At 59.5% G+C, this 12762-nt stretch carries 11 protein-coding genes, 1 tRNA gene and 1 pseudogene; 7 read left to right on the forward strand and 6 right to left on the reverse strand.

The genetic code is table 11. From position 1 onward, the window contains the following. Positions 1 to 255: 255 nt before the first annotated feature. Both VIO10_RS06150 and VIO10_RS06155 read left to right on the forward strand, forming a co-directional pair. Positions 256 to 341 (forward strand) — tRNA-Leu (locus tag VIO10_RS06150). Positions 342 to 937: 596 nt separating this feature from the next. After that, positions 938 to 2263: a glycosyltransferase family 87 protein gene (locus VIO10_RS06155; protein WP_331960948.1), complete on the forward strand. Its 1326-nt coding sequence runs from the start codon at positions 938 to 940 to the stop codon at positions 2261 to 2263. Between the two features lie 34 nt (positions 2264 to 2297). Here the strand turns inward: VIO10_RS06155 and VIO10_RS06160 are convergent, their stop codons facing one another. Beyond that, positions 2298 to 3050 carry a hypothetical protein gene (locus tag VIO10_RS06160; protein ID WP_331960951.1) on the reverse strand — a complete coding sequence of 251 codons (753 nt, stop codon included), beginning with the start codon at positions 3048 to 3050 and terminating at the stop codon, positions 2298 to 2300. A gap of 967 nt (positions 3051 to 4017) precedes the next feature. Here VIO10_RS06160 and VIO10_RS06165 point away from each other — a divergent pair. Further along, positions 4018 to 4599 carry a hypothetical protein gene (locus tag VIO10_RS06165; RefSeq protein WP_331960954.1) on the forward strand — a complete coding sequence of 194 codons (582 nt, stop codon included), beginning with the start codon at positions 4018 to 4020 and terminating at the stop codon, positions 4597 to 4599. 393 nt (positions 4600 to 4992) lie between these two features. Further along, positions 4993 to 5178: pseudogene (locus tag VIO10_RS06170) on the forward strand (DUF3303 family protein); the annotation flags it as partial. 29 nt (positions 5179 to 5207) lie between these two features. Here the strand turns inward: VIO10_RS06170 and glgX are convergent. Next, positions 5208 to 7349, reverse strand: a complete 2142-nt coding sequence (gene glgX / locus VIO10_RS06175) for a glycogen debranching protein GlgX (RefSeq protein WP_331960957.1) — start codon at positions 7347 to 7349, stop codon at positions 5208 to 5210. A gap of 640 nt (positions 7350 to 7989) precedes the next feature. Here glgX and VIO10_RS06180 point away from each other — a divergent pair. After that, positions 7990 to 8814, forward strand: coding sequence for a hypothetical protein (locus VIO10_RS06180; protein ID WP_331960960.1), 825 nt, complete (start codon positions 7990 to 7992; stop codon positions 8812 to 8814). An 86-nt stretch (positions 8815 to 8900) separates the two neighbouring features. Here VIO10_RS06180 and VIO10_RS06185 read toward each other — a convergent pair whose 3' ends face one another. The 4 genes from VIO10_RS06185 to VIO10_RS06200 all read right to left on the reverse strand — a co-directional run bounded on the left by VIO10_RS06185 (position 8901) and on the right by VIO10_RS06200 (position 10955). Next, complete coding sequence (locus VIO10_RS06185) at positions 8901 to 9371, reverse strand: hypothetical protein (protein WP_331960963.1); 471 nt, start codon at positions 9369 to 9371, stop codon at positions 8901 to 8903. Beyond that, a complete protein-coding gene (locus VIO10_RS06190; protein ID WP_331960966.1) occupies positions 9349 to 9495 on the reverse strand; it encodes a hypothetical protein in 147 nt (48 codons plus the stop codon). The genes VIO10_RS06185 and VIO10_RS06190 overlap by 23 nt, the downstream gene beginning before the upstream one ends. A gap of 25 nt (positions 9496 to 9520) precedes the next feature. Continuing rightward, complete coding sequence (arsS, locus tag VIO10_RS06195; RefSeq protein WP_331960969.1) at positions 9521 to 10504, reverse strand: arsenosugar biosynthesis radical SAM (seleno)protein ArsS; 984 nt, start codon at positions 10502 to 10504, stop codon at positions 9521 to 9523. A gap of 154 nt (positions 10505 to 10658) precedes the next feature. Continuing rightward, the gene (locus VIO10_RS06200) at positions 10659 to 10955 is read right to left on the reverse strand and encodes a hypothetical protein (protein ID WP_331960972.1); all 297 of its coding nucleotides are present in this window, start codon (positions 10953 to 10955) and stop codon (positions 10659 to 10661) included. Between the two features lie 252 nt (positions 10956 to 11207). On the opposite strand from VIO10_RS06200, the gene VIO10_RS06205 reads away from it, so the two are divergent. Both VIO10_RS06205 and VIO10_RS06210 read left to right on the forward strand, forming a co-directional pair. After that, positions 11208 to 11621: a GFA family protein gene (locus tag VIO10_RS06205; protein ID WP_331960975.1), complete on the forward strand. Its 414-nt coding sequence runs from the start codon at positions 11208 to 11210 to the stop codon at positions 11619 to 11621. A gap of 10 nt (positions 11622 to 11631) precedes the next feature. After that, positions 11632 to 12252, forward strand: a complete 621-nt coding sequence (locus VIO10_RS06210) for a DUF1054 family protein (protein ID WP_331960978.1) — start codon at positions 11632 to 11634, stop codon at positions 12250 to 12252. Positions 12253 to 12762 lie beyond the last annotated feature (510 nt).

Raw genomic sequence — 12762 nt, forward strand, 5'->3', positions numbered from 1 at the left:
GCAAACATTCGTACAATATAAATGAGAATCGTACTTAGTATTCATGGTAATACTAACTTATGACCGTCATCGTAGTGCGCCAGTCGCCATCGATTGGCTATCCCGGTCATCGCGTCGCGCAGTCCCTGGGGGTTGGATAGATGATCAAATCGTGGGGTCGCGATCGATGCACGGGTGGGCGCTATCCAGTCGCCATTGCCGGCGGCCCCAGCTTTGCTTAAGATGACTCGGCTTGAGTCTGCGGCTTCTTCGAGTGCCGAGGTGGCGGAATGGCAGACGCAGAGGACTCAAAATCCTCCGTGGGCAACCACGTGCGGGTTCAAGTCCCGCTCTCGGCACCAGAATTCTCCCCGACGGTTGGGTCCCTTGGCGACATTGATTTGCGGTTTTGACTCAAACCGATTTTGAGTTCTCCAGATAATGCGGTGGCTGAGCGGTTTTGTTGTCTCGCGGCCGGTGTGGTCTGTGCGACAAGGCGACCGACGAGTTCATAGCCGCAAAGACCTGGGAAGCGAAAAGCTGACTCTGGAACTATGCTAATGTCTAGAGATAGAATTTCTCTTGGAGAAACATAGGACCATGAAAGTAACGAGCGGCGACACGGCGACTGAAGATCGCTGTTCATCATGCGGCGGGTTTGTTGAGCTGTGCGACGGTTGCGCTATCGTAACGTCATCGCCGAAGAGACGCATCAGGCCCGTCACGCACCCGCCTGGCTCGGGCTTACAAATCATCGGCGCGAAAAAACCGCTGCTCCCGAAAGCCAAGCTGCGGCGCTGACGCCGGCGCGGGGCGGCTCGACAGACTGGGGCGCGCAGGATGGTTGAATCCTTGTGCCGCGGCCCTTTGCAGCGCGATTAGGGGCCGATGGCAGGCGAGAAGGCGACGGCCGAGCGTCTCTGTAGTCTCGCAGGTTGTGGTTTGCCCATACTTGACCGTGAACAGCGAACGACTCGCGGCGGCGATGCGTCAGCCTGCGATCCTGGCCGTAGTATGGCTCTGCGCGCTCCTGATGTTGACGGGCACTTTGACAAAAATGCCCGGGCAGTGGCACCGCCGCGACTTCTCGAACTATTACGAGTCGGCTTGGGCGCTCCGGCATGGAATCGATCCATATTCCACGGATTTGACGCCGATCGGCGCCCAGCTCGGCCTTGAGACCGGCGGACTGCTTCACGCCTCCGAAACGCCGGCGTTTCTACTTTGCTTCGAACCTCTCACCCGGTTGCGGCCGCGGGGCGCATTCTGGATCTGGAGCGCGATCAACTTTTCGGCATTGGCAATCGCGATGTACCTGTTGCTTGCGCATCGACGCGGGCTTTCCGGGCGCACGGCATGGTTGCTGGCGGGACTGATTCTGATGTCGGCGCCGGTGAATTTGAATTTTTACTGGGGACAATCGCAGCTGATAGTCCTGGCTCTGATGGCAGGCGCGATGCGCGCGATGGAGCGCGAGCGCGACGGCGCCGCCGGTTTGCTGATCGCATCGAGCGGGCTGTTGCGGGCGTACCCGCTTCTGCTCGTCGGCTATTTTGTCGTTCGTCGAAAATGGCGGGCGGTTGCGTTCGCGACGGCTGGAATCGCGGCAGGAGTATTCGTAACTGTCGCGGTTCTGGGTTTAACGCAATCTCTCAGCTTTATTTACGGTGCATTGTGGCTCACTGACTATTCAGTAGTGAACCGGGTGGATAATCTTTCGCTCGGACCATTCGTATCGCGGACGTTCTGGGCATTGACTGGTACCGCGTCCGGCTCATCGACCGATTGGATCAGACGCGCCGGCATCGCTGTTGCGGACATAGTAGTACTTGGAATGACTATTCGCGCGACGCTGGCCAAGGCGAACCGCCGCGATCCCGACTGGAGAATTTACTCACTGTGGATCGCGACCTCGATCATGTTATCGCCGGTCGGATGGCATCACTACCTGGTGTTACTGGCTATTCCGTTCGTGCAAATGGTCGCGTCCGCGGCGGATGGGCGGTCAAGCCCGCGGGCCGTCTGGATGGCGGCGTTGAGCTATGTTCTCAGCGCGGTTTCGCTCCGCGTCTTCAACCGCTTTCTGATACCGCCGCCGACCGAGTTCCAGCTCATCTTCCCATCGCTGGCGCGTGCGCTCGAGGAAACGAGCTTCATCGCATTACTGACGGGATACATCGCGACCTATTGGTTCGCGACCGATCACGTCCGCGATGTTCCCGCGACTCAAAATCCTCCGTGGACAACCACGCGCGGGTTCAAGTCCCACCCTCGGCATTTATAATCCTCTGCGCGGCGGCGGCACTACACAGCTATGTCTATGGGCTGGTGTTTGTCGTCCGGTGGAATTGAGCGTGCCAAGTCGATTGGATCCAAGGCTGGCCGTTACAGCCATGAGACGGTGAGCCGCTGCATCGGTCTACTGCTGACGATTCGACGTTCATGGTCTCACCCTCGTCAACTAGCACGCAGCGGTTATCAGAGGTTTTGGCAATCGTCACGGTCACGGTCGGCCCCGGGATGAACCTCAAGATCCTAATCCTAATGCGCTCGTCCATTTTGGACACGCTGTGCAATAAGATCTGATTCTTACCGTCCGTGGAAACAACTTCGGTTTGCTCGTCGTAGTTGCTGACCTTGTAGCCGCGTTCCGACGCGTATCCGGTATCCAGCTTGGAGTCGTGAAAGGTGATTGTGAACGGTCCGTCGCCCGTTCTTCGGAAGCAGAGGCGAAATGTCCTCGGTATCCAACCTCCGAACCGCAGACCGTCCAAAACCTGCCAGGAATCGGGCTCGGAGACTGTGCCTTCCCAGCATCCTTCAAACTCTTTTGGCACCTGGGGAATTTCAAGCGTGCTTTGTCCGGAAGCGGCAGGAGCCACGGTCGGCTTATCATCTGGTGCTACCAGATTGCCCTGCTGGTCGACCGTGAATTTGGGGATGGCCAGCGCGATGCGCCGCTGCGAAGCGGGCGGCGTAATAGAAATTTGAGCAGTTGCCACGCCCGTCAGCGCTAACCGAGATACAGCGAGGACGACCAGCCCGAGCGCAGCAGCGCGGCAGAGGCTCATACCCGTGAAATAGCACCCCGGCACGGCAACCGACAAACGGCGGGCAGGAAACAGGCGGCACGGCGTGCGGCCCTTGAGACCGTCAGCAATTGTCCAACAGCGTTCCGGCGCATCGAAGGCCCGTAATGCGGTCAGCCGCCGTAGGCGTGTCGCGCGAGCGAACCCGCATTAGAGCGAAGCGAAATGCGCTAGTGAGTGAAATGCCCGATAAGTACTGACGGTGTTTCCGCGTCTGCTTGCGGCTTTCAAAGCACCCAAAAGCGCGCTACAGTACGACTCCATACTAAGGGCGGGGGAATGACGAAGTTGCTCAAAGGATCGGTCTGGTTTCGACCCGGTGACGACGTTGTGCGAAAACAATCGCGCGACCTCAACAGGGAACCCTCTGCTCGACCAGCATCGGAAGTGCGTAGATGGCAAACGTAAGCGATCCAAGAAAAGGCTTGGCAACACCCTGTGCGAGTGCCTCACGGTGTTCAATTATGCGAATACCAGAAAAGATGTCGCTTCCTGCCTGCGTTGTCATCCTAGCTCTCGTGCTTGTCGCTCCTTGCGTTCACGCTGGGTGTCGCAGTTATACCGACCCGTATGGCAACACCTCGATGAATTGCGACGGGGAAAGCGGACACGTGTACTCTGACCCTTATGGTAATTCGAGCGGCACCCTCGGCGGCAGCCCCTACCACAGCTACTCCGACCCCTACGGCAACGCTAGCGGTAGTATAGGCTCTCAGCAGTTTCACTCATATAGCGACCCTTACGGGAACACTTCAGGCAGTTTTGGTGGGCAACCCTATCATTCGTACAGCGACCCATATGGGAACACCAGCGGGTCGATTGGGGGGCAACAGTTTCACTGTTATTCTGATCCTTACGGGAATACCACATGCCACTAGAGTCGCAAAGCCGCGACGCGCAGGGAGGAATGGCGACATTGAGCCTCAACGCGACGCCCCTTTAGGTTCAGATGCCGACAAAACCCGATTGGACGTTCATAAACACCTTTGCGGGATGGCTCTCTGCGGTCGGTACGCTGCTAGCCGTCATTGTTTCCCTCTATCTCTCTCGGCGCGATTCACGTATTCGACTGCACGTGAACGTGGGGATTCGAAAGATCTTCATCGGAACAGGGAAGCACGTTGTCAAGAACGCGCCGGATTTTATCGTGATAGCGGTTACGAATGTCGGAAGAAGGACAGCCAATGTAACTGGACTATTCTGGAAAAACTGGTTGATACGACGACAGTACCTATATCAGATACCAGGCGAGGCCCCGCTTTCCGCACAGATTCCCGCGAAGCTTGGCGATGGAGATGAGGCAGACTTCACGGTGTCTCTTGAAGCGTTTGCGGCTACGAACGACCCCGGCGAGTTCGCGCGACGGTGCCTACCTCGGCCTAGAATATTGACGGCGCGTTTCCTGAGAATGCAGGTTCGCACCTCTACCCGTCATACGTTCAGCGTGGCTATCGAGAAGGAATTGAGGCAGCGGTTAGTGCAGTGGGTGAAAGAGAAGCGCCCTTCATCACCACCCGCCGAAGCGCCTTAACCGCCGCGTCCAATGGTTGGGTCGCCTGGTGTCATGGATTTGCGGCCTTGACTCAAACCGATCTTGAGTTCTCCAGGTAACGCCGCGGCCGCGCGTCTTTGTAGTCTCGCTGCCAGGGCTTTGCCCATACTTGCGGGATGAACGGCAAACGAATCGCGCTCGCGATGCGTCAGCCGGCGATTCTGCCCGTAGTATGGATCTGCTCACGGCCGCGATGTTCCCGCGACTCAAGAAACGAGCGGTGCTATAAGGATTACTGGCAGCGACCGTCGAGAGAAGGAGGCATGAGCGATGCTCTACATCGCATTCATCAAGAGCAGGCCGGGATCCGCGACCGATGTCGACATCATCGCAAAATCGCGCAAATGATGGAACGAGGGCGCAAAGCCGCCCGGGTTGAAGACCATCGGCTTTTACGGAGTGCTGAGCAGCAATACTCCGGACGTAATGGTGTTCGAGTCGTCCAATCACGACGACATCCGCGCGATGATCGAGTACTGGCGCGACGTCTCGTTCGAAGTTCATCCGGCGGTCGACATGGCGCGAGTCTTCCACGCCCAGGGCATGGACGTCTCGTAGCCCGCGGCCAGACACCGCGAAGTCGCGATTCACGCTACGCGCCGCAACACGGCCATCGCGTGTCCCGAGAGGTGAACCCGCTCCTCGAATGAGTATGATCGCAGGCGCTGCGGCGCCGTCGCATCCGCGGTGTCGAGGATGAGCGTCCACTCGCGCCCCCATTTTTTCGGCGGCAGCTTGAATTCCATGGGCTCGCGATATGAGTTGAACATCACAAAGAAGCTGTCATCAGCAATTCGGGCGCCGGCGCGATCGCGTTCAGTTACCGCTTTTCCGTTCATGAACGCGCCGAGCGTTTTCGCGTATCCGACACCCCAGTCACCGGAGGTCATCTCGGCGCCGTCGGGCCGGAACCATTCGAGATCTTTCGGCCGCCCGCCCTTCGCAGGGGCGCCGGTGAACCATCCCCGGCGCCGGAAGATCGGATGCTCGCGGCGAAGCTGGATCAGCCGCCGGGTGAAATCGATCAGCGTCGCGTCGGCGCTATCCCAATCGATCCATGAAATCGGATTGTCCTGGCAGTAGGCGTTATTGTTGCCGCGCTGGGTGCGGCCGAGTTCGTCACCGGCCAGCATCATCGGTACGCCCTGCGACAGCAACAGGGTCGCAAGGAAGTTGCGCTTTTGCTGCTCGCGAAGCGCGCGAATTGCGGGATCCTCGCTCGGTCCTTCGACGCCGCAATTCCACGATCGATTCTGACTGTCGCCGTCGCGGTTATCCTCGCCATTCGCCTCGTTGTGCTTATCATCGTACGAAACGAGGTCGGCGAGCGTGAAGCCGTCGTGCGCGGTGACAAAGTTGATGCTGGCCAGCGGCGCGCGGCCGCCGGCGCGGTACAGATCCGAACTGCCGGTGACCCGCGATGCAAACTCGCCCATCGAATAGCCGGCGCCGCGCCAGAAATCGCGCACGCTGTCGCGGTATTTGGCGTTCCATTCCTTCCAGTTGACCGGAAAACCGGCGACCCGGTAGCCGCCATCGCCGACGTCCCACGGCTCCGCGATCAACCTGGCCGCCGAGACCACCGGGTCCTGCGCAATCGCCGCAAAAAACGGGCTGGCCGCGAATTCGCCGCGCGCTCCGCGCGCAAGTGTGGTCGCAAGGTCGAAGCGGAATCCGTCCACGTGCATCTCGAGTATCCAGTAGCGCAGGCTGTCCATTACCATTTGGAGAACCCGCGAGTGTGTCAGGTCGAGTGAGTTCCCGGTGCCGGTGTAATCCTCGCATCGGCCGCTGCCATCGCTGCGCAGCCGATAGTAAGTCGCATTGTCGATTCCGCGAAAACAAATCGTGGGCCCGCGCTCATCGCCCTCGCCCGAATGGTTGTAAACGACGTCGAGGATCACCTCGATTCCCGCGCGGTGCAATGCCTTCACCATCGCCTTGAATTCCGTGACGCAGCTGCCGGCCGCAGCGCCGGCGGCGAAGCGGATGTCGGGCGCAAAATAGCCAATCGAATTATATCCCCAATAGTTAGTTAGTCCGGTTTTGAACAAGCGGTGTTCGGGGGCGGTCTGATGCACCGGCATCAATTCAACCGCGTTCACGCCGAGCGAGGTCAGGTGCCGGATGACGGCCGGCGACGCGAGCGCCGCAAATTTGCCTCGAATCCGGCGCGGCACTTCGGGATGCAGCGCGGTCATCCCCTTCACGTGCGCCTCGTAGATGACGAGATCCTCCCACGGAATTGCGGGCCTGCGATCTCCATCCCAGTCATACGCCGAATCGACTACCACGCACTTGGGCATCGCGGGCGCGCTGTTGCGCAGATCCAGAGGGGGCGCAGCGTCAACGGCGGTCGAGCGATAGCCGACCATCGAATCGTGCCATCGAGGGGTGCGATCGAGCGCCCGCGCATACGGATCGAGCAGGAGCTTGGCGGAGTTGAAGCGATGTCCCGCGGGGGGATCGTAGGGACCGCTGACGCGATAGCCATAACGCTGACCGGCCCGAGCGCCGCGAACATAGGCGTGCCAGATGTGTTCGGTGCGCTCGACCAGCGGGATTCGCGCGATCTCGGCGTTTCCAGCAACAGCGCCGCCGCCGAACAGGCACAGCATCGCGCCGGTCGCGTGCTCGGAAAATATCGAAAAGTTCACACCCGCACCGTCACAGGTCGCGCCAAGCGGATAAGGCACGCCGGGCAGAGTTTCAAATTTTGTTTTCGGCATTTTGAAGATGACACTAATGGCAAGCCGTACCGATGATGGCAACCGTTGCGGTATTTCGGAACGGCTCGACGGGCCTGGGCGCGCCACACAGCATCAAGGCCGCTCTAAGTCCACAATGAAAGGCTTGACTAACCGTAAACAAATGTTAAACAATACCGCCCACGACAGCGTCGGGTACAACAATTTCGCGCAGCGGGCGAGTCAGTAAAACTCCGCGGGCGCGACGATGCGTGAGAGTCACCTGACTTCGTTGGCGCCGGATTGGACCACGGCGCCGTCGAAGTCCGCCTCCCGCATCGCCGCCGACGCGTGTCGGCGGCGGCGCGGCCAGCCACGGTGCGGTCAGCCGGGCCTTTCGGACACATCCGATTGGTCGCGGCGTCGGGAAGTTGACTCAAAAGCGCACTTGCAAAGTTGCAAGTGTGCACCTCCACACTATTATTGGTACGGCATCCGGTTGCGCTATCTATAGGTAGTCTGGCATATGATTTGCTGTCTCAATCCCAATATAAACGGGTTTTGAAAAGCAAAGTGAGCCACTTAGAATAAACTCCCTGTCACGCCAGCTAGAGTTGCATTTCGACTTCGTGGTCGTCTTATGAGCGCAGCCCTGACCTCATCGTCTGCCTCGGCTAAACGAATGCCGTCGCGAGAACTTGCGGCGCTGGAAACTCGTGAAGTTGACCATCTCGTTTCCAGGCTGCTCGCCGAGATCAAGGTCCCGTTCGACTCGCTCGGGACCCGGGTCCTCAATCAGCTTTCTGACCTGAAAAAGATTCTATCCGCCGACTATGTGGATGTGCCCGCGCTTCCATCCAAGCCTCTGCTCAAGGAATTGGCGAAAATAATCGACAATGACATCAAGCGACACACCTCGGCATACGCCGGCCTGGCGGATCTCGGCAGCCCGCAATTGCTCGGTTACCTGAGCAAATTGTTCGGCCCGCGCGAAGTCGAACTGCGGGCAAAACCTTATCGCACCGGCGCCGGGCTCGCGCTGCGCGGATTTTACTGCCGTGCCAAGCTTGGCAACAAAAGCAAGTTCGTGATCTTCGTCAACACCGCGCATCATCCCGGCGCGGTCGCTGCGACACTCGGCCATGAACTCGGCCACTACATCTATGGCTCGTTCGTGGGAGAAAAGGCCGCCCACACGGCATTCATGGAAGGCGCGTTCGCCAATCATCTGCTCGAAGAGGATGAACTGTTTGCCGACAGTCTGGTCGCGCTGGCGGCCTACAGCCCGGAATTGATCAAAAAGATCGGTGGCCTTTCGCAACTGAGGCCGGGCTTCTCGGACGATCTATTCAACCGGATAAAGTCCGCCTACGAGCTGATCGGATCGCGTTACGGCCTCGATCTCGCCAAGGGCAAGATGGCGGCGGCGTGGCGCGTCCGATACCTCACTTCGATGGCTCACTTCTTCAAGCTGCGCTGCGCGCTCTACAAGTCGGCGGGAGTCTGAACTTTACAAAAAGGGGACAAAGCGGCCGCTCGCCGAAGTCAGACGGGCGGCATCGCTTTATCTGCCGCCCGATAATCTAAAGTGATTTACCTTTCCCCCGCGCGCACCGGCGTTGGCGACGGCGCCGGCTCCGCAACCAGGCGCGCCGTCATCGGATGCGCCTCGTGCCGAATCAGAATGTCCATGAAGTACTTGTCGGCCATCGCGGCTGCGACCTTGTCTGTCATGTCAGGCGCCGGCTCTAATCGGACCTTGTCGAACTCATTGTCGCCAATCTTCACCTTCACGTAGGGACTCGTCGTGTTTTTCTGAACTCTGCCGAACGATCGATCGCCCAGCCGGACATATAGCTGCCCGTCGATAACGACCAGCCACAGCCTCGACCAGTGCTCGCCCTCCTCGGGCCCGATCGTCATGATCTGGAGCGTGCTCTGGTCGCGCAGCGCGTTCGGATCCCATCCGGGAACGGAGTTGCTTGCAGCGCAAGCCGCACCGATCAGCGCGATCCACAAACCGGCCGCGGCCACGACTAGGTTAACGTTCGTTTTGATCTCCATCAGCTTGCACCGTCAGCCTGCCGGGCAGGAGCGTTAACTCGTTTCGCTTTCCGAAATTCTCGGCGAACACGTCCTTCACACGATTGAATTTAGGATCGCAGGTGCCTTCGATTTTCACCGCCATGAACAACCAACAGGTGGCCGCCGGCTCAGGCGATCGCGCCGCCGCAGCTCGATCCCGCGCCCGCGGTGCATCCGAAACAATGCGACCCGGTCGCGATGCGCGCGCCGGCAAGTTCGCCAGCATCTTCGATGTCCCAGATCGTCGACGCCGCACCGTCACCGAGCGGAATTTCCAGCATCTGATTAAAATCGCAGTCGTAGAGCCGCCCGTCCCATCCGACGCTCACCAGGCTGCGGCACATCAGGGCATCCACGGTCGCGGGGTTGAAGTGATTCACCAGCAAGCTCATGTACGCTGAGTGACCGCCGGTAGTTTTCAACTGGTTGGCGAAGCGGGCGATCGGCATGTTCGTAATTGTCAGCAGGGAATCGAAAACGATCCCGAAATTGCGCGCGAGTTCGTCCCGGTATTGCTGTTCAAGCCCGGCCTGCGGCGGCGGGAGCGACGCTCCAACCGGGTTGTACACGAGATCCAGCCGCAGCTCACCGCTCCCGAACCCGACCGCGTTGAGTTGCTTCAATGCCGCGATGCTCTTGTCGAACACCCCCGCGCCCCGCTGACGATCGGTGTTCTCGGCGGTGTAGCATGGGAGGGAACAAACCAATTCGACACCCTGTCGCCGGTAGAACTCCACCAGCCATTCCATCCCGGGTTCCATCGTCACCGTCAGATTGCATCGAACGATCACCTTGCGGCCAAGCGCACGCGCCCGCTGCACCAGCATCGCAAAGTTCGGGTTCAGTTCCGGCGCGCCGCCGGTGATGTCCAGGGTTCCGACTCGCGGACTCGCCGCGAGCACTTCGATCACTCGCTCGGCCGTCGCACGCGTAATCTGTTCGGTCCGCCGCGGGCCCGCATCGACATGACAGTGATGGCACGCCTGGTTGCACAGCTTGCCGACATTTACCTGGATGGTCGCGGGCGATTTACGGCTGAGCGCGCGAATTCCATGGCGCGCCAGCGCCGCATCGAAGCGCGGACCGGAGAGTGACTCGGATATCGCGGCCATCGCGCGATTCTAGCACGCCCGTCGCGCGGTCGTCACGGGCAAAGTCGTGGCGGCCGCGGACCACGAACGCAACACCAAAAAAAGCAGGAGACCGGATGGCCGGCCTCCTGCGCTACTGGGGGATCAACTGGTCGCGACAGTTCTAATAGTGATGCTATCGGACCTTCTCCGCGCGATGCATGAACTTGTACGGGTGCGATTTGAATTCGTGGCGCACGTACGGATGAGTCTTCAGATACTCGTGGAGGGCCGGATGACTGTCGACGAACTGCTGATTGTCGATCAGTGTCGGATCTTTCGCGAGAGCGTGCGCGAGGTTAGGATGCGAATCGAAAAATGCGTAGTCCGCGTTTGCTGCTCCTCCGCCCATCATGGGACCCTGCGCCATCACAGGACCCGCGATCGCAAATGCCAGTGCCGCTGCCGATAATATCGTGATTCCTCGTTTCATCTTCATGGACCTCCGCCCGCTTAAATTAGTACGACCCTGGTCGTGTCTGGTTTCAATACGTACCGCGCATTGCAGCAGAAGCGATTTGCATGCCACGGCGCCGGCGGGCTTTTACCTCAGGAATCAGTGGTTTTTCGATGATGCGAAATTGTAAGCCGGCAAATTTATGCGTTCCAAATCGTGTAGGAGACAACTCAATTTCGTACGCCAGCCCGGTTTCCTCGCCGCAAGGGCTGCGTTAAAAGAGCGCTCATGAGAAAAAACCCCAACCAACGAACCTATCGAGGCGGATGCCATTGTGGACGCATCCGCTTCGAAGTCAGTGGCAAGCTCGAGCGCGTCTCGGAATGCAACTGCTCGATTTGCACGAAGAAGGGCTACCTCCACTGGATCGTTGAGCGGGCCGCGTTCCGGCTCATTACACCGCCCGATAACATCGCGGCCTACACCTTCAACACGAAAGTCGCAAAGCATCTCTTCTGCCCGAATTGCGGCGTCGCATCGTTCTATATTCCGCGCTCCGATCCCGACCGCATCGACGTCAATGCGCGATGCCTCGAGGGGGTGGACTTGAGCCGGCTCGAGTACGAACATTTCGACGGACGCAACTGGGAGCAGAGTATCGCGGGGCACAAGGCGATCGGGCGCGGCCGAGTCGCGAAGTGAGGTCGGACCGATGGCGACGTTGGGTTTTTCGCGCGGCGATTTTGAGGTATTCGCGATCGAGGGTTTCAGCGCTCGCATGGCGAAGATCTACGAGCGCATCAGGCCCCGGCTCGTTCGGCTGGGGATCGAACTGGCGCCAGAACTGTCGCGAAAACTGCACATGGAGTTCTTCGCGCACGTCGCCAAGCATATGCGGCGCACGGTGAATCCTCCGGATGAGACATGGGCGGCGTTCGGGCCGTCGCCGAGGGGATACAAGCGCTACGGATATCTGGCGCTATGCATCTCCGGCGCGGGCATCCACGCGCGCGCGGTCGTAAAATCCGACGCGGACAAGCGCCCCGAGATGGCGCGGCTCGTCAAGTCGAAGTCGGCTGAGCTGGGAAAATCTTTTCGCGGCGCCAGGATCCAGCAGTACACAAACTGGGACTGCCGGATATTGCCGGAATCGAGCGCGGCGGGGCCGGACTTCTTCGACGGACTCGGAGATGCGCTCGCAAAAAAAACCGGCAGCATCGACGTCGGCTTCGGATGGAGCGTGCGCGACGCGCTGAAAGTCGATCGCGCCGAAGTGCTCGACGCGTTCGGCGAGCTCGAACCGCTCTACCGCGTAATCCGCTCGGTCGCGTGAGTCCGCAGCGACGCATGGGGCAGCGAATCGGTAGTAGGTCAGTTTGCCAACCTGAAGAGCTGGGCGCGATTCTGATTTTTCGGTTGATCGAATAGAGCTGGAAAGAGCAATTTCTACCATTGGTAGTGGTTTTGGGACGGCTCCGCTCTATGGCTAGCTTTGTTCCGTCAAAAATAATTTCAGCCGAGAGCGGAGGTCACCCGATTTCGGCGAGCCGGGCGAGTACGGGCTATCCTGGCGGTTGACCATAGCGTACGCATAGCACGCCACATCCGGCCGGGGTCAGGCTGAATTAGTTCATCCGCGAACGAAGGAAGAATCGCCTGCGCGGCGGGCGGCAGGGGCTGACCCCTGCACCCAGTGAGAAGACGTGAAGATCTGCGCAGCGCATCTTTTCGCGACCACACTATAGAAGAGACCGCGCGCGACAACGGAGCCCGGCATTAATACCGGGTGCAGCTCAGCCCTGCCCGTTGGCGGGCGGTCGTTGGCACGACGGGCCAGTATTAA

It is taken from the genome of Candidatus Binatus sp. (genome assembly GCF_036567905.1).
In the GTDB taxonomy this organism is placed as follows: domain Bacteria; phylum Desulfobacterota; class Binatia; order Binatales; family Binataceae; genus Binatus.

Bases quoted from the DNA above. Each gene is read 5' to 3' on its own strand.
- VIO10_RS06190 (WP_331960966.1), bottom strand. From the start codon at position 9,495: ATGGCGGTGAAAATCGAAGGCACCTGCGATCCTAAATTCAATCGTGTG.
- VIO10_RS06180 (WP_331960960.1), top strand. From the start codon at position 7,990: ATGCCGTCGCGAGAACTTGCGGCGCTGGAAACTCGTGAAGTTGACCAT.
- VIO10_RS06200 (WP_331960972.1), bottom strand. From the start codon at position 10,955: ATGAAACGAGGAATCACGATATTATCGGCAGCGGCACTGGCATTTGCG.
- VIO10_RS06210 (WP_331960978.1), top strand. From the start codon at position 11,632: ATGGCGACGTTGGGTTTTTCGCGCGGCGATTTTGAGGTATTCGCGATC.
- glgX (WP_331960957.1), bottom strand. From the start codon at position 7,349: ATGCCGAAAACAAAATTTGAAACTCTGCCCGGCGTGCCTTATCCGCTT.
- VIO10_RS06185 (WP_331960963.1), bottom strand. From the start codon at position 9,371: ATGGAGATCAAAACGAACGTTAACCTAGTCGTGGCCGCGGCCGGTTTG.
- VIO10_RS06205 (WP_331960975.1), top strand. From the start codon at position 11,208: ATGAGAAAAAACCCCAACCAACGAACCTATCGAGGCGGATGCCATTGT.
- arsS (WP_331960969.1), bottom strand. From the start codon at position 10,504: ATGGCCGCGATATCCGAGTCACTCTCCGGTCCGCGCTTCGATGCGGCG.
- VIO10_RS06165 (WP_331960954.1), top strand. From the start codon at position 4,018: ATGCCGACAAAACCCGATTGGACGTTCATAAACACCTTTGCGGGATGG.
- VIO10_RS06160 (WP_331960951.1), bottom strand. From the start codon at position 3,050: ATGAGCCTCTGCCGCGCTGCTGCGCTCGGGCTGGTCGTCCTCGCTGTA.